At 67.3% G+C, this 17,303-nt stretch carries 8 protein-coding genes; 3 read left to right on the top strand and 5 right to left on the bottom strand.

What is annotated here, in order from left to right; all coding sequences use genetic code 11:
- Positions 1-158: 158 nt before the first annotated feature.
- Positions 159-6,050 (bottom strand): peroxidase family protein, encoded by a 5,892-nt coding sequence (locus ACFW0H_RS21000; protein ID WP_422915793.1) that lies wholly within the window; start codon positions 6,048-6,050, stop codon positions 159-161.
- Between the two features lie 388 nt (positions 6,051-6,438).
- Here ACFW0H_RS21000 and ACFW0H_RS20995 point away from each other — a divergent pair, with 388 nt between their 5' ends.
- A complete protein-coding gene (locus tag ACFW0H_RS20995) occupies positions 6,439-10,839 on the top strand; it encodes a DEAD/DEAH box helicase (RefSeq protein WP_422915792.1) in 4,401 nt (1,466 codons plus the stop codon).
- Positions 10,840-11,246: 407 nt separating this feature from the next.
- Here the strand turns inward: ACFW0H_RS20995 and ACFW0H_RS20990 are convergent, their stop codons facing one another.
- The 4 genes from ACFW0H_RS20990 to ACFW0H_RS20975 all read right to left on the bottom strand — a co-directional run bounded on the left by ACFW0H_RS20990 (position 11,247) and on the right by ACFW0H_RS20975 (position 15,449).
- The gene (locus ACFW0H_RS20990) at positions 11,247-11,858 is read right to left on the bottom strand and encodes an SCO family protein (RefSeq protein WP_422915791.1); all 612 of its coding nucleotides are present in this window, start codon (positions 11,856-11,858) and stop codon (positions 11,247-11,249) included.
- A 26-nt stretch (positions 11,859-11,884) separates the two neighbouring features.
- The gene (locus ACFW0H_RS20985; protein WP_422915790.1) at positions 11,885-13,729 is read right to left on the bottom strand and encodes a multicopper oxidase family protein; all 1,845 of its coding nucleotides are present in this window, start codon (positions 13,727-13,729) and stop codon (positions 11,885-11,887) included.
- 258 nt (positions 13,730-13,987) lie between these two features.
- A complete protein-coding gene (locus ACFW0H_RS20980) occupies positions 13,988-14,740 on the bottom strand; it encodes a Mut7-C RNAse domain-containing protein (protein ID WP_422915789.1) in 753 nt (250 codons plus the stop codon).
- 55 nt (positions 14,741-14,795) lie between these two features.
- A complete protein-coding gene (locus ACFW0H_RS20975) occupies positions 14,796-15,449 on the bottom strand; it encodes a peroxiredoxin (protein ID WP_422915788.1) in 654 nt (217 codons plus the stop codon).
- Between the two features lie 244 nt (positions 15,450-15,693).
- Between ACFW0H_RS20975 and ACFW0H_RS20970 the strand changes: the two genes are divergently transcribed.
- Both ACFW0H_RS20970 and ACFW0H_RS20965 read left to right on the top strand, forming a co-directional pair.
- Positions 15,694-16,524 carry a methyltransferase domain-containing protein gene (locus ACFW0H_RS20970; RefSeq protein WP_422915787.1) on the top strand — a complete coding sequence of 277 codons (831 nt, stop codon included), beginning with the start codon at positions 15,694-15,696 and terminating at the stop codon, positions 16,522-16,524.
- Between the two features lie 149 nt (positions 16,525-16,673).
- On the top strand, positions 16,674-16,961 hold the full coding sequence (locus tag ACFW0H_RS20965) for a GYD domain-containing protein (RefSeq protein ID WP_422915786.1): 288 nt from the start codon (positions 16,674-16,676) through the stop codon (positions 16,959-16,961).
- Positions 16,962-17,303 lie beyond the last annotated feature (342 nt).

Genomic DNA, 17,303 nt, shown 5'->3' with positions numbered 1-17,303 from the left:
CGTGTTTTTTCGGGTGTGAGGCGACGAGGCAGCCAGAAACCGGGCTCGCCGGTCCGCTGGCGGGGCAAGCCTCCCAGCCGGCGCTTGCGGACCGCGAGCGAAGAGCATGGGGTATGCGCCCATGCCCTTCGTCCCGTTGCTTCCTGTCGCCAGACATCTCAGCCCGCCAGGATGAAGTCCGCCTGGGTCACGCTGCCGGCATCGGCCACACCCACCAGGGTGATGCTGTCGGCGCCGATGCTGACCTGGGTGCTTCCCGCCACCGCCTGGATGTTCACGTTGGCCGCGAAGTTGGCCGCGGTGATGCCAAGCGCCGTCACGTCCAGCAGGTCCTGGCCGCCCGCCGGGTCGGCGTCGAAGCTGAAGAGACGGTCCTGGCCGAAGCCCGCAGCGAACATGAAGGTGTCGTTGCCCAGGCCGCCTACCATGGTGTCGTTGCCGAGCCCGCCATTCAGGAAGTCTTGCCCGGTGCCGCCGACGATGACGTTGTCGAGTTCGTTGCCGATGCCGGTGAAGTTTCCGCCGCCGCCGTAGAACAGCCCTTCCACATCGGCGCCCAGGCTGTAGCTATCCAGCGAGGTCGACACCGTGTCGTGGCCGGCACCGGCCAGCTCCAGCACCACATCGCCGGCTTCGGTGACCTCGTAGATGTCGTTGCCCAGGCCACCCGTCATGTGGTCGGCGCCTGCGTTACCGATCAGGATGTCGTTGCCGCCGCCGCCCACCATGACGTTGTCGAGGCTGTTGCCAATGCCGGTGAAGTCGCCGCTGCCGACGAAGGTCAGGTTCTCCAGGTTGGCGCCCAGCACGTAGCTGGCCAGCGAGGTCAGCACTGTGTCCGCGCCCTCACCGGGCATCTCGATCACCAGGTCGCCCGCCTCGGCCACGGCATAGGTATCGTTGCCCAGGCCGCCGGCCATGACGTCGGCACCACCGGCACCGTTCAGTACGTCATTCCCCGCATTACCCACCAGCACGTTGTCCGCCGCGTTGCCGATACCAGTGAAGTCGCCGCTACCGCCGAAGAACAGGCCCTCGAAGTTGGCACCCAACTCGTAGCTGGCGAGGGAGGTCGACACTGTGTCGTGGCCTTCGCCGTCCTGTTCCACGACGACATCGCCGGCTTCGGTAACCTCGTAGATATCGTTGCCCAGGCCGCCAACCATGAGGTCGGCTCCGGCGCCACCGATCAGTACATCGTCGCCTGCGGTACCCGTCAGGCTGTCGGCGCCAGGTGTTCCCACCTGGATGCCGCTCAACACTGCCGTCGCCGCCGAAGCCACCGAGTTGCTGAAGCCGGCGTCGTCGGTGTAGGTAGCTACCACCTGCAGCATCTGTCCGGCCTGCTGCACTCCGGGCGTAAAGGTCGCCGCCGTGGCGCCGAGGATGTTGGCGAAGGTCAGGCCGCCGTCGCTCGAGGAGCGCCACTGGTAGTTGAAGGTCGAGGTCGTGGTGCCATCCGGGTCGGCGATGGTCCCTCGGCCGGCCGTCAGCACCTGGCCATAGGCCGGCGTGCTATTGCTGATGGTCGGCGCACCGGTCGGTGCATCGTTGACATCGGTAACGGCCGTGGTCGGGTCCGAGATGAGGCGTTCCGGATTGCCGACATTGTCCGTGAAGCTGACCACGACCCGCATCTGCTGGTTAACCTGCTCCTGGGCGGGTGTGAAGGTCGAACCGGTGGCCCCGGCGATGTCCGTGAAGGTGCCTGCATTGCCGACTTGCCACTGGTAGCTGAACTGCACCCCGGCGAGCCCGTCCGGATCACTGATGGCAGCGGTGGAGACTGTCAGAACCTGTCCCTGGGTAGGCGTGGTGTCACTGATGGCGGGCAGGCCCACTGGGGCGTTGTTGACAATGACCGCGGCGGTGGGCGCCGAGGCGACGCGCTCGAGCACGCCCAGGCCGTCGGTGAAGGACGCGATCACCCGCAGGGCCTGTCCGAGCTGGGCGGTGCCCGGCTGGAAGGTCGCGCCGGTGCCCACGTCGGCCCAGCCGCCGTCGACGGTCCGGACCTGCCAGGTGAAATCGGTGGTGCCGGGGACGACGCCATCCGGATCGTCAAAGGCAGCGGTCGCCGTCAGCACCTGGCCCCGCGCGGGTGTGGTGTCGCTGATGAGCACGGTGCCTGTCGGCAGTCCGTTGCTGCCGCTGATCACCTCCGTCTGGTCGGCGAACTGCAGGCGCTCGATGTTGCGCAGCAGATCGGTGCCGTCGGCCTGGGTGCCGGCCGTGTGGGCGACCGTCCAGGTGCCGTCATCGTTCTGGGTCACCTGGTAGTTCTGCCGGGCATCGGAGAACACGGCGGTGTCGACGTCGTCGCTGCCGTCGGCGATGAGGATCTCGCGGACGATCTGCAACTGGCTCGGCCTGATCTCGCCCGCCAGCACCCGCGCCTGGATTTCCACCATGCTGTCGACGCTGAACAGTTCCACGGTCGGATCAAGGGGCGAGCGTACGCTGATCCGCGCGTTGAGCCAGGCATCGCCATCGAGGATGTCGTCCTGCCCGCGGCCTTCCATGAGGTCGCTGCCGTCACCACCGAGGATGATGTTGCCGCCGTCGAAGAGGATGGCGTTCGGGTCGTTGCCCGGGTTGGCGGCGGCCGCCGTGCCGAGTACGGCCTGGAGGCCGGCGATGCGGTCGGCGCCCGCCTGGGTCAGTTCGTGATTGGTGAAGATCAGCTCGGGGACCGGTTCCGCCGCCCTGCCACGGTCGTCGCCGATGAGCACGTCGTGGAACTGCCAACCGGAAAGTCCTTCCACCTGATCGAAGCGGTCGCGCAGGATGTCGGCCTGCACCGTGGTGAAGATGGGCACCGCCAGGTCCGAGTCGGCGGCCTGCATATGCCCTTTGTGGATGGCCCAGTCGAAGCCGAACATGCCTTCGTTGCGCTCGATGCCGACGCCCTGGAACATGATGTCGTCGCCGGACTCGGCGTCGTAGTCGTTGTCGCCGCCATTACCCATGAGCACGTCGTGGCCGATGATCGGGCTGTTGAAGAACAGTTCCGAGTTGTCGCCGGCCAGGGTGTCGAACCGGGCGCCGCCCTCCATCCAGTCATCACCCTCGTTGCCCATCAGGAAGTCCAGGCCTTCGCCGCCGTGGATGAAGTCATCGCCGGTGCCGCCGAAGACCTGCTTGTTGTCGACGCCGCCGATGATGAAGTCGCGGCCGCTGCCGCCGAAGATCAGGTCCAGGCCGTTGCCGCCGTGGATAACGTCGTCGCCTTCTTCGCCGTGCAGGGTGTCGCCATCGCCGATGTCGTTGCCGATGTCGGTGATGAAGTCGTCGCCGGCTCCGCCGTGGATCAGGTCGACGCCATAGCCGCCTTCCAGGTGGTCATTGCCCGCATCGCCCCAAAGGGTGTCGTCGCCATCGCCAGCGATCAGGGTGTCATCCTCCGCAGAGCCGCCGAGTACCACATGGGCTCCCCCGGTGTACTGCAGCAGGTCGCCGTCCCCGTCACCGTCGAGGTCCTGGCGTACCACGGTGGGCCGGAGCGCCTCCAGCAGCGGGTCGGTGCCGACCGGGTCGGCGCCGATCTGCCGGGTGGTCTCGATCTCCAGGATGTGGTCCACCGCCTGGAACAGGTTGCCCGGCAGGTGCGACGAGGTGGGGTCGCCCAGGTCGGTATTGCGCATCACCAGGGCGGAGAAGGAGTTCGCCTCCAGTTCGTTGAGCAGGTTCATGCCCTGGGTACGGCTCAGGTAGTAGTAGCGGTCGCCGTCCTGGAGCTTCTCAAGCTGGACCTCGAAGACGAAGTTGAAGGTGGAGCCGAGCATGCCGCCGAAGGGCATCTTCTCTTCGGCCAGGCCGCCGATCCAGAAGTCCACCAGGTTCAGGCCGGTTTCCACCCCGGTCCAGGCGCCCGTGCCGTTCAGGTAGTCGACCCGGTCCGCCGGCGCTCCTGTGCCACCCATCACCAGCAGGGTCGCCGCGGCGCGTTTTTCGACCAGGGTGTCCACCTCCGGTGCGGTCAGACTGGAATGGGTGCCGTAGGCGGCGATGAAGTTGATGATCGAGGCCGGATTCTTGATGTTCATCGCGAAGTCGACCCAGCTCGCATAGGGCTTGAGCTGGGCATCGCCGGTCATCTCGAAGAACTGCGCCCGCGCATTGTTGAGCGATGGAATGCCGGTGTCGCGGCCGCGGGCGATGTTCAGCGCCGCCAGGTCCAGGGGCAGGCCGACCAGGTTGTTGCGCAGCGCGCCGACGACGAACTCGTCGATCTCGTTGCCCACCTGCCGGGTCATGCCGCGGATGATGGCGCCCGCCGCGATGTCCGCGGTGCCGCCGTTGGCGAATTCCAGGGGGTTGAGAAATGCCTGGATCAGGCCGATATCGTTCGACTGCAGGTTGCTGTCGATGCGCGCCACCGTGTCATTGAGCATCGAGTGGCCGAAGCGGTACACGGTATGGGCGAACTCGGCCACGATGGCCGGGTCGAGGTCGATGGTCGGCTGGAAGTTGAACACGTCCACCTGCGGCTGCACGGTGCGTGCGAACTCCTCGAACACCAGGTGCTGGTACTGCATCTCGTTGGTGAAGCGCGCGGCCTGGAACAGGCGCTCGCCGTCCCACAGGAGGGCATCGATCTCAGCCGGCGTGGCCGGCAGCGCGGCGACGTCCACCAGCAGCCACTCGTTGAGGAAGGCCAGGTCGGCCGACTGCAGCACCACGTCCTTGGTGTGTTCGACCAGGCGGTTGTGTTCGGAGTGGAACACATGGTGCACGGCGGTCAGGCCGATGTTCTCGTTGCCGCGGCCGTCGCCGGTGATGTAGTGGGCGTCCAGCAGCTCGTTGTCGTAGTTGCCGGTGGTGGCCGAGGCGTCCGCGTTGGCCAGGCCGGTCGCGCTGTCCGAATCGGCCGTCTTCCCGGTGGGGTTGGCGGCATGGGCGATGTCGTCGAGGAAGGCGTGCCCGGTGCGCAGCGCGTTGGAGAGGCTGATGGGCGCCAGGGGATTGCCTTCGACCAGGGTGAGGCCATCGTCGGCGCTGCCCAGTATCCCGTCGGCGCCGGCGGTCCGCATGACGACCTGGGCGAAGCCGTTCGGCCCGCGCTCGAAGCGGCCGTATTCGTCGGTGGCCAGCAGCGGCACGTTGGTCACGTCGGTATCGGCCAGGTCGATGCCGAGCATCGTCCTTGCCTGCAGCTTGATATCCGCCCAGGTGGCAAGGCCGCCGTTGGCGCCCTCGAGCATGTGGCCGGTGGCGACCGGCCTGCCGTTCACCAGCGCGTACTCGCGCAGGAAGACCTGGTGCGAGGCGTGGGAGGTGTAGGTCTGGTTCTGGTCGACGAAGGGCGTGGTCTGGTTGACGCTCTCGTGGGTGGTGTCATCGGCGGTGCCGAGTATGCCGTCCGCGCCGGGGCCGGCGACCTGGGTGGCGCGGGTCAGTACCATGAAATTGGTGGGCGAGCCGGGCACGTAGAGGGGATCGTCAGGCTGGAGGGGGACGAAGACGATCCCGTTGCCGCCCTTGTTCACCAGGTCCAGGCCATGGTCGAAGAACTGGCCGAACAGGGTCATCCAGGAGTTGAAGGGGGCAGTGATCCCCTGATCGGCGGAAACGTTCGGCAGTACCAGGCTCTGGCCGGCGGGGATCGCCAGGCCGTCGAGGCCGAGAAGGGTGCCGATCGGGTAGGCGGTGCCGCCAGGGTCCATCTGGGTGCCAGTGGCCAGGGTGCCCAGCCCCGCGGCGACATAGGCCTGCACGGCCGCCGGGTTGCTGATGGTCTGGTCGACGATCAGGTTGCTGATGGTGCGCGGCTGGGAGTCGGTCACCACGCCGCTGGTCTGGTTGTACGACGAACCGTTCTCGGCGGGCAGGAATACCGGATCCAGCAGGCGCGGCATGATCTGGTCCGCCGAGCCGTAGTTGCTTTGTCCGGGCAGCAGGCTGTTGAAGCTGCCATCGACGGTACGCAGCCCCCAGGGAAGCAGGGGGTTGCCGATAAGTTGCGCGAGGTCGCCGCCGGCAGCATGGGCCTCGGCGATCTTGATCTGCTGGAGGATGAAATCCAGGTCGGCTTTTATGAGTGTGGGCATTTTTTCTTCCTCGAGACCTGCATTGGCAATGTTGAGGTGTCCGCTGCGGGCAGCTCGGGCGCTCGGTTGGCGTCTTTCCCTCGCTGTACGCATCGCCGCCTTGGCAACTACTCATTCACGGGCTGGCTACGAGGGCATGGGCAAACTCCATACCAGCGATGCCGTTCATCGAGGAAAGGGCCAGGCGGCGCGGGTATCCTTGGCCAGGTGCGGAATGATGGAGGATTGAGGCGCCGGTTTCGGGTGGGTGAAAAAACCCAGGTTTGGGTGCTGGCCGTCAGGCGGCTTCGGTCGCGGTCACTCGCTGCTCCGGCAAGCGGAGGGAAGACGGGCAACCACCGGTCCGGCGCCCTTGAGCGACATCCAGTCGCGACCCATAGTGGGTGCCATGACCTCGACCAACCATTGCGCCAGTGCGTCACTGGAGGGTTTTCATCCGGCCGTCGCCGCCTGGTTCCGCGCCAGCTTCGCCGCGCCCACGGCGGCCCAGGCCCGTGCCTGGCCGGCGATCCGCGCCGGGCACAGCACCCTGGTGGCGGCACCCACCGGCTCCGGCAAGACCCTCACCGCCTTTCTCTCCGCCATCGACGAACTGGTCCACGAGGGCCTGGAGCAGGGCGGCCTGGCGGACTGCTGCAGCGTCGTCTACGTGTCGCCACTGAAAGCGTTGTCCAACGATATCCGCATCAACCTGGAAGAGCCGCTGGCCGGGATTCGCGCCGAGCTGGCGCGCCAGGGCCTGGCGGATGTGGATATCCGCACTGCGGTGCGCACCGGCGACACGACTCAGGCCGAGCGCGACGCCATGCGCAAGCGGCCGCCGCACATCCTGGTCACCACCCCGGAATCCCTCTATATCCTGCTCGGCTCCGAGTCCGGCCGCGCCATGCTCGCCGGTTGCCGCAGCCTGATCATCGACGAGATCCACGCCATCGCCGGCAGCAAGCGCGGCAGCCACCTGATGCTCAGCGCCGAACGCCTGGAAGCCCTGTGCGGGCGGCCCTTGCAACGCATCGGCCTGTCCGCCACGCAGAAGCCCATCAAGCGGGTGGCGCAGTTCCTCATGGGCCGGGAGCGACCCGCCTGCACCCTCGTGGACGTGGGCTACAGCCGCGAGCGCGACCTTGCCCTGGAGGTGCCGCCGGTGCCGCTGGACGCGGTGCTGAGCAACGACGCCTGGGAAAAGGTCTACGACCGCCTGGCCGAACTGGTGGCCGAGCACCGCACCACCCTGGTCTTCGTCAACACCCGGCGCCTCGCCGAGCGCGCCAGCCGCCACCTGTCCGAGCGCCTGGGCAACGCCGCCGTGGCCGCGCACCACGGCAGCATGGCGCGGGACCTGCGCCTGGACGCCGAACAGCGCCTCAAACGTGGCGACCTGAAGGTGCTGGTGGCCACCGCGTCCCTGGAACTGGGCATCGACATCGGTGATGTGGAGCTGGTCTGCCAGCTCGGCTCGCCGCGCAGCATCGCCGCCTTCCTGCAGCGGGTCGGACGTTCCGGCCACAGCGTCGGCGGCACACCCAAGGGCCGCCTGTTCCCGCAATCGCGGGACGACCTTATCGAATGCGCGGCGCTGCTGGACTGCGTGCGCCGTGACGAGCTGGATGCCCTGGTCATCCCCCATGCCCCCCTGGATGTGCTGGCCCAGCAGGTGGTAGCCGAAGTGGCCTGCCAGGAATGGGGCGAGGACGAGTTGTTCGAGTTGATGACCCGCGCCATGCCCTATGCGGACCTGGCGCGGGCGCATTTCGACGCCCTGGTGAAGATGCTGTCCGAGGGTTACAGCGGCCGCCAGGGCGTGCGCGGCGCCTACCTGCACCGCGACGCGGTGAACCGCCGGCTGCGCGGCCGGCGTGCGGCGCGGCTGACCGCCATCACCTCCGGCGGCGCCATCCCGGAAACCGCTGACTATGCCGTGCTGCTGGAGCCCCAGGGCGTGTCGGTGGGCAGCGTGCACGAGGATTTCGCCGTGGAAAGCCTGGCCGGCGACGTGTTCCAGCTCGGCAATCAGTCCTACCGCATTCTCCGAGTGGAGCCGGGGCGGGTGCGGGTGGAGGATGCCCAGGGGCAACCGCCGAACATTCCGTTCTGGCTGGGGGAGGCGCCGGGGCGCACGGATGAATTGTCGGCGGGGGTGGCGCGGTTGCGGGCTGATGTCGAGCGGTTGTTGGGAGATTCCGAGCGGGACTGGGCTTCCCTCACCCCCGGCCCCTCTCCCAGAGGGAGAGGGGAGAAAGGCGGGATCGAGCGGGCGGTCGAGGGACTGCGCGAGGGCATCGGTCTGAGCGAGGCGGCGGCGCGGCAGATCGTCGAATACCTGGCGCGGGCGCAGGCATCGTTGGGCGCACTGCCGACCCAGCAGCGGCTGGTGATGGAGCGCTTCTTCGACGAATCCGGCGGTATGCAGCTGATCATCCATTCGCCCTACGGCAGCCGGATCAACCGCGCCTGGGGCCTGGCCCTGCGCAAGCGCTTCTGCCGCAGTTTCAACTTCGAGCTGCAGGCGGCGGCCACCGAGGACGCGCTGATCCTTTCGCTGTCCACCAGCCACAGCTTCCCGCTGGAGGAAGTCTGGCGCTACCTACATTCCAACAGCGCCGAACAGGTGCTGATCCAGGCCATTCTCGACGCCCCGCTGTTCGGCGTGCGCTGGCGCTGGAGCGCCTCCACCGCCCTGGCCCTGCCGCGTTTCTCCGGCGGGCGCAAGGTGGCGCCGCAGATCCAGCGCATGCGCAGCGAGGACCTGTTGGCCAGCGTCTTTCCCGACCAGGTGGCCTGCCAGGAAAACCTGGTGGGCGAGCGTGAGATTCCCGACCATCCGCTGGTGACCCAGACTCTGGACGACTGCCTGCACGACGCCATGGACGCAGAGGGCTGGCTGGACCTTTTGCGGCGCATGGAGCGTGGCGAGGTGGATCTGGTGGCCCGTGACCTGCCGGCGCCCTCGGCCCTGGCGGCGGAAATCCTCGGTGCGCGGCCTTATGCCTTCCTCGACGACGCGCCACTGGAGGAGCGCCGCACCCAGGCCGTGCTGAATCGCCGCTGGACCGACCCGGAATCCGCCGACGACCTCGGCGCCCTGGACCTGGATGCCATTGCCGCGGTGGCCGAGGAAGCCTGGCCCCAGGTGCGCGATGCCGACGAAATGCACGAGGCGCTGCTGGCGCTGGCCTGCATCACCCGGGCGGAAGTGGAGGCCAATGACGGCTGGGCCGGCTGGCTGGCGCAACTGGCCAAGGCCCGCCGCGTCACTTGCCTGCACTTGGACGGGCAACCGCTGTTGTGGCTGCCGGCCGAGCGCCTGGAACCGTTCCGCGTCCTCTACCCGGACGCCCGCCTCAAGCCGGCGATTGCCGCGCCCGAGGGGTACACCGACGCCTGGGAGGCGGATGCCGCCCTGGTGGAAACGGTGCGCGCGCGTCTGGGCGGTTTCGGTCCCCTGACCCTGGCGAAACTGGCCGTCGACCTGCGCCAGGAACCGGGCGCGCTGGCCTACGCCCTGGCCAGCCTGGAGCGCGAGGGCCAGGTGCTGCGTGGTCGCTTCACCCCCGGCGCGGCCGAGGAGGAGTGGTGCGAGAGGCACCTGTTGGCGCGCATCCACCGCTACACGGTCAAGCGCCTGCGCCGGCAGATCGAGCCGGTGGAGCGGGCCGACTTCATGCGCTTTCTGTTCGACTGGCAGCGCGTGGCGCCCAACGCCCAGGTGCGCGGCGCCGAAGCCCTGGCCGGGGTGCTCGGGCAACTGGAAGGCTTCGAGGCGGCGGCCGGCTCCTGGGAAAGTGAAATTCTGCCGAGCCGAGTGGCCGACTATGGCATCAACTGGCTGGACGACCTGTGCCGCGCCGGCCGCATTGTCTGGTGCCGCCTGGGCGGGCGCGGCAAGGCGGCGGTGGGGCCGGTGCGCGGCACGCCGATCCTGCTGCTGCCACGCAAGAGTCTCGGTCTGTGGCGCGCCTGCCTGCATGACCTGCCGGCGGCGGAGCCTTCAGCCCGCGCTGAGCGGGTGCGTCAGGTGCTGGCCAGCCAGGGCGCGTTGTTCTTCGACGAACTGATGGACGAAGCCCATCTGCTGCGCAGCGAACTGGAGGATTGCCTCGGCGAGCTGGTGGCTCTGGGCCTGGCCAATGCCGACAGCTTCGCCGGGCTGCGCTCCCTGCTGCTGCCGGCGGCCCGGCGCAGCCGCCATGACCGCCGCGCGCGCCTGGCCCTGGCCAACATGCAGGACGCCGGGCGCTGGGCGCTGTTGCGCGGCAAGGTGGAGGAGGGGAGCGGCAAGGTGCCGGCGGATGCCCTGGAGCATGTGGCGCGTACCCTGCTGCGCCGCTACGGCGTGGTGGGTTGGCGCCTGCTGGAGCGGGAGGCCGACTGGCTGCCGCCCTGGCGCGACCTGCTGCGGGTCTACCATCGCCTGGAAGCGCGCGGCGAGATTCGTGGCGGGCGCTTCGTCGCCGGCGTTTCCGGCGAACAGTTCGCCTTGCCGGAGGCCGTGGGCCTCTTGCGGGAGGTGCGCAAGCGGCCGCTGGATGGCTGCCTGGTCAGCCTGTCCGCCTGCGATCCGTTGAACCTGCTGGGTACTTTGTTGAGCGGCGGCAAGGTGCCGGCGCTGGCGGGCAACCGCCTGCTGTATCGCGACGGCGTGCCGGTGGCGACCCTGGTGGCGGGCAAGGTGGCGTTGTTGCAGGACGCCGACGTGGCCACCACCCATTCATGGCGTGCGGCGCTGATCCGCCAGCCGGCGGCGACGCCGCTGGGACAGCAGTCGCGAAGGGCGCGGATGCCGATGTAGGGCAATGGTCCCAGTGGTCCCTGGCTTCCCTCACCCCAGCCCTCTCCCAGAGGGAGAGGGAGCCGTTCGTGCCGGGTATCAGGCTTGAGTCTCCCCTCTCCCTTCGGGGTGAAGAGGCACGCTTTCGGAAGCACCGCTTCCGGTGCCGATGAACGCCTGAGCGCGAAGCGATCGGGCTGGGGCGCAGGGCGGGGGCCGGGGGTGAGGGAAGTTTCAGGCCAGCTCGGCGCCAGACCCACTTGCGAATGAGATCGTCCCTACAGCTAACTACTTGAAACCGCTCAGAAATTGACCCGGTCCAGGCCTACCCGCGCCAATCCTGGCCCCTGGCCATTGCCCGACAGCTTATCCACAGCTTCATCCACCGCCTTTGTGGGTAACCGGGTAATGGCCAGGGCCGCACCGCGTCAGGTCCGCAGCGCCGTCCGGTCCACGTGGTCGATGGTGGACAGGATCTGCACGGGGGTGGCCTGGGTGGGCGCCATGGTCCAGCGGTCGTAGGCGTCGTTGCCGACGCGCAACATGCCGGAATGGGAGGTCTTGTCGGCGTCGATTATCGGGTCGGGATCGTAGAAGCCGAGGGCGAAGCGCACGTCCTGGACGCTGGCGGGTGTGCCGGTCAGGAACAGCCAGCCGGGCCCGATGTGGTGCTGGTCGGCGTAGTCCTTCAGGCTCTCCGGCGTATCGAGCTCGGGCTCCAGGGTGATCGAGTAGAAGAAAATGTCGCGCCCGACGCGCGCGCCCAGCATCTTCTGCACCTGCAACAGGTTGGCCGTCGCGGTGGGGCAGATTCCCGCGCAGGCGGCGTACATCATGTTAATGGCGACCACCTTGCCGCGGACCAGGTCGTCGTAGAACCGCACCGCCTTGCCCTCATGGGTGTACAGCAGGCTGTTCGGCAGGCGGCCGCTGCGGGCCACCCTTTGTGTCTTTTCGCCAAGTCCGTGGGAAAGGGCCCAGCCCAGCGCGGCGACACCCAGTACGCCGGCGCCGGCCAAAAGATCTCTGCGAGTGTTCATCTGCATGTCTCCCTTGTCGTCGTGGCTCAGGCGGACTCATCGTCCTCGATGTCCCAGCGCAACATCATCGCGTGGTCTTCGTGGATCACGTTGTGGCAGTGCATGACGTACTTGCCCTTGAAGTCGCGGAAGTGCAGCAGGATCTTGATGCTCATGGTCTGCTCGAGCACGAAGACATCCTTGCGCCCGCGCTCGTGGGGCGGGATCGGCACTTCGACCTCGTCGACGGTCTTGCTGAGAATGCGGCCCTCCTCGAAGTGGATATGGATCGGGTGGTACCAGCCACCGGCCTCGCTGACCAGCTCCCAGACCTGGGCCTCGCCCTGTTTCACCACGACCCTCGGTTTCTCCACGTCGACCACCTGGCCGTCGATCTTCCACAGGCCGTTCTTGCGGTTGAACTCGAAGCGTCGTACCGGCAGCCTGGCGAGCTCCTCCGGGGTGGGGAGGTCCGGCAGCGGCCGGAGTTGGTCCGGCACCTGGCTGACGTCCGGCTCGGGCGGGTCGCGGTCGACGATGAGTTTCATCACCCGGGTGCCCGGTGCCTTCACGCCCCTGGGGCCGCGGGTGCTGTCCTGGCGCAGGCGGTTGGTCAGGTAGAGTTCGGTACCGATCGCGTACTGGGAGAAGTCGACCACTATGTCCCCGCGTTCGGCCACGCCGAGCCGCACCCTGGTCTGGTCCCTGAGCGGCGCGGGCAGCAGGTTGCCGTCGTTGGCGATGTAGGTGAAGCGCTGCGGACTGTCGCGCGAGTCCACCAGGTAGAACTCGTAGAAGCGGCTGGTGCCGCTGTTGAGCAGGCGCAGGCGGTATTTGCGCCGGGCGACCCTGAGCACCGGCTCGATCTTGCCGTTGACCACAATCTTGTCGCCCAGCACGCCCTCGACGTGGAACTCGTCGAAGAACAGCTGGCCCTCCGGCAGCGGGGTGAAGCGCCGGTCGCCGAACGCCAGCGGATAGTCGTAGGGATGGCTCGGCAGCCGCAGCGCTTCCGGGTTCGGATCGTGCTCGTTGCCCGAGTCGAGATGGTCGAACAGCAGGTAGAAGCCGACCAGGCCGCGATAGACGTTGGGCGCGGTGAAGTCCAGGGTGTGGTCGTGATAGAACAGCGTGCCCAGGGCCTCGCGGAAGTCGCCGATGCCGTTCTGCAGTTGGTCGTAGCCGGCGTAGATGTTGGGATAGAAGTGGTCGTTGAAGGACCCTTTGCCCTGCCGCGGTCCGGTCTTGTCCAGGGTCAGGCCCGCCTTGTTGATGCTGTAGAAGTCGCCCGGGAAGCCGTCGCTCTCCGAGGGGGAGTGCAGGTTGTGCAGGTGCGTGGAGATCTCCGGGCTGCCGAAGCCGACGTGATCCTGCGGCAGCTCGTTGCGGATACGACAGAGCACCGGCGTACCGTAGTGGGCGAAGAGGGTGGCCGGGACCGTCGCGTCCGGGTTGCCGCCGCGGTAGGCCCAGACCTTCTGCTTGGGCAGGTCCGGGTGGGTGATCCATTCCGGGTTTTCCACCGCCCTCAGCTCATAGAGTTCCGGCGCGCCCAGTTTCGTGATCAGTTCATCGAAGCGCTGGTGCGGCGCCCGGCCGATTTCACCGCCGAGGACGTTGGCGTCCACCGTGGGTGCCGGGTTCAGGGCGTCCACCCGGGCGACCGGGACGATCGCCGTGGGGAGTTCCTCCATCCAGGGGCGGGTCGGCGGGCTGGGCGGGAAGATCGGCTGGGGGGCGGTGATCCACTCTACGGCCCCGCTATCGCGGGCCCAGGGAACCAGGGGCGCCGTCAGTGCCGCTGCGGACAGTTTGAGGAATGAACGTCTGGTGTCGCGGTTGGTTGGTGTTTCAGAAGAGCCGGATTTGCCTATCCATCTTTTTCTTTGCATTTGACATAGCCACCTTCCCCCATCACAGGAGTGCGCTTCCCGCGCCCCATGGAAGTCAGGCTCATGGATGCCGATTGCCCTAGCGCAAATTTGGCGGTCACAGTCCCCGGGACCCGTTCGACGAACCCGCTCGAACCGTCAATGCGATGACTAAAGTTCAAGACTTACGACGCGTAAAGGCGGGTCTTTGCCGTTTCGTCGGAATTATGGCGAATTAATAGCAGTCCGCTTCCCGCCTGGGTTTGCGGGATGAAATTGCTAATGAAGGTCCTTCCCATTCAGCAAAGGAGCCAGCAGTGCGCACATGCTGCGCCAGTGGGAACCCTCCCAGTACAGGCGGTCGCAGGCGTCGCAGAAGAGGAAGCGCGAGTAGAGCGCGCCGATGCGCGGCGGCAGGCGCGGGCGGGCGAGTTCCGGGTCGATTTCCCGGAGCGGGCGGTTGCAGTGCAGGCACAGGCTGAAGGGCTTGGCGCTGCGGGCCAGGTCCAGCCGCTCGAAGAGCTCCCGCAGTTGCTGCGCGGGTTTGAGCGCATGCACGTAGCAACCGTGGGTGATGATCCTGCGTTTGAGCAGTTCGCGGTCGCGGGTCAGGACGACGCGCCCCTCATGGGCGGCGATTTCGGCGATCTGGCCGTCCTCGAAGGCGTTGTCGTAGAGGGTGTCGAAACCGCTCATGCGCAGCAGGCTGGCAAGGCCGCCGAGGTGGGCGTCGGCGATGAAGCGCAAGACCCGCAGGGGGTGGACGCGCACCTTGAGCAGCGGGCTGATGTCCAGGGTCTCGAACTTGGGATAGACCGCCACGCGGTCGCCATCGAGTATCACCCGGTCGAAGCCTACCGACTCGCCGTTGAGCAGCACCAGCTCCACTTCCGTGTGGGGTACGCCCAGGGCTTCGATCATGTGCTTGACCGTGGCCGCCCTGGCACAGGCGCAGGTGAAGGCCTGTCGGCGACGTTCGGCCGGCAGGAAGTCGTTGAGCTCTTCGTAGAAGCGGAATGTTGCCCTGACCATGCAGGACAGTATGGCAGCCCACGGCGCGCCCTCCTGCCGGAGGGCGCGCGGAGGGTCATTTCGGCTGGGCGACGACCCGCAGGTAAGGCTTGAGGGTCTTGTAGCCCTGGGGATATTTCTTCTGCGCGTCTTCGTCCGACACCGAGGTGGGGATGATCACGTCTTCGCCCGGGCGCCAGTTCACCGGGGTGGCCACCGTGTGCTTGGCATTGAGTTGCAGCGAGTCGAGCAGGCGCAGCACCTCGTCGAAGTTGCGTCCGGCGCTCATGGGGTAGACCAGCATGGCCTTGACCTTCTTGTCCGGCCCGATGATGAACACCGAGCGCACCGTGGCGTTGTCCACGGCGGTGCGCGGGCCCGGGCTGGCGTTGGGGTGGATCATGTCGTAGAGCTTGGCCACGTTGAGATTGTCGTCACCGATCATCGGGTAGTTCACCGCATGGCCCTGGGTTTCCTCGATATCGCCGACCCACTTGCGGTGGTCGCTGACCGGGTCCACGGAGAGACCCACGATCTTGGTATTGCGCTTGTCGAATTCGGGCTTGAGCTTGGCCATGTAGCCCAGCTCAGTGGTGCACACCGGGGTGAAGTCTTTCGGGTGGGAGAACAGGATGGCCCACTGGTCGCCGATCCACTGGTGGAAATTGAGGGTGCCTTCGGTGGTTTCTGCGGTGAAATCGGGGGCTTCGTCACCAATGCGGATTGCCATAGTCGTCCTCCTTTCTGTTGGCGGGGGCTGCCGCTGCCACGGCAGGCATTGCGACCGGGGGCGGCGCTGAGCCACTGCAGGGTCGGGCCTAGAAGTATAGGTGGCCGGTCGGCGCCTGCCGGACGGGAGGGGGATCAGCGGTCATGCACCATGGCAAACGGCTGCTATTCCTACCCAGATAGGGGGTTTGAATGTTGTCCGGCCTGCCAGTCGCCGGTTCGAGCGCGGTGACAGGAGGTGTCGAATGAGCGGGAACGACAAGGGGCGGGTGGAGGCATCCCCCGCCGAGGTGTATGAGGAATTCTTCGTCCCGGCGCTGTTCCGGCAGTGGGGCCCGCGGGTCGTCGCGGAGGCGGGCATCGTGCCGGGTGAGCGGGTCCTCGATGTGGCCTGCGGCACCGGGGTGCTGGCTTGCGCCGCTGCCGAGCGTGTCGGCCCCGGCGGTTCGGTGGTGGGCCTGGACCCGAATCCGCAGATGCTCGCCGTGGCCCGGCGCACGAGCGGCGCGATCGAATGGGTGGACGGGCGGGCCGAATCGCTGCCGTTCGCCGACGACAGCTTCGATGCGGTGGTCAGCCAGTTCGGCATGATGTTCTTCGACGATCCCCCCGCCGCCCTGCGGGAAATGCTGCGGGTGCTCAAGCCGGGCGGACGCCTGGCGGTGGCCGTGTGCGATGCGCTCGAGCATTCGCCCGGTTATGCCGCGCTGGCCGAGGTGCTGCAACGGCTGTTCGGCGAAAAGGTGGCCAATGCCTTCCGCGCCCCCTTCGTGCTGGGCGACGTCGAACGGCTGCTGGGCTTCTGCGACCAGGCGGCGGTGGCCGAAGCCCGGGTGATGCGGCATGACGGCCTGGTTCGCTTCCCTTCGATCAAGGCCCTGGTTTCCACTGAGCGGGCCTGTGCCTGGACCCTCGGCGGCCTGCTCGACGATGCGCAGTTCCAGCGGCTGCAGGAGGCGGCGAAGCCGGCGTTGCGGCCCTTCATAAATGCTGAAGGCCGGATCGAATTCGTGATGCCGGTGCTGATCGTCACGGCCAGCAAGGCCAGCAGTACCGAGTGCGGTTGGGTCGCCTGAGCGGCGGCCCGGCGCGAATGGCCGCCGGGATGGTGCCTCCCGGGCTCGGGGAGGGGAGGTCCGGTGCTTGATGAGGCGGAAATGGATGAATGGCGGCCTTCTCCAGTGCAGTCCCTCGCAACCCCCGTGACCGTCGCTGGAGAGTGTCCATGGCTACATTCATCACACTGGCGAGCTTTACCGATCAGGGCATTCGCAACGTCAAGGATTCCCCGGATCGATTCGTCGCCTTCAAGGGGTTGGCCGAAGGACTCGGCCTGTCGGTCAAGGCCGCTTACTGGACGGTCGGCAACTACGACCTCGTCCTGATCGTCGAGGGCAACGAGGAGGCGGCAACCACCCTGCTGTTGAAGACCGGCGCGCTCGGCAATGTCAGGACCCAGACGCTGCGCGGCTACTCGGAGCAGGAGTTCCGGCGTCTCCTGGACAAGGTGTAGCAAGGCCCGGCCCCGCATGGGGAGCCGCGTCGGGCGGTTCCCCTTGCGCGGTCCGGTCGCGGTTTTCCTGAGTCTCTTCCTGTTACCCATCGCGTCGAAACCCATGGCCGCTTCAGGCCAGGCGGGGTTGCGCGCGGCCTCGCACAGCTCGGGCCGAATAGCGGATGAGCGGCCGGTGCCGGGGCGGCGGCGGTGCTAGCGTTAGAGAAGGGGAGGTGCCGGCCAGGGGCCGTGCCATGCCCAGCGTGGCAAGGACCCACGGTCTATCGCCGACCACAACCTTCCGCTATCCAGACTGGTGCCGGTCGGCACCGCCGGAAGGCGTGCGGCCTTGCCGAACCC

Origin of the sequence: Metapseudomonas cellulosilytica (genome assembly GCF_049334135.1) — a bacterium.
Classification (GTDB): domain Bacteria; phylum Pseudomonadota; class Gammaproteobacteria; order Pseudomonadales; family Pseudomonadaceae; genus Metapseudomonas.
This window is presented reverse-complemented; position numbering and strand designations above follow the sequence as displayed.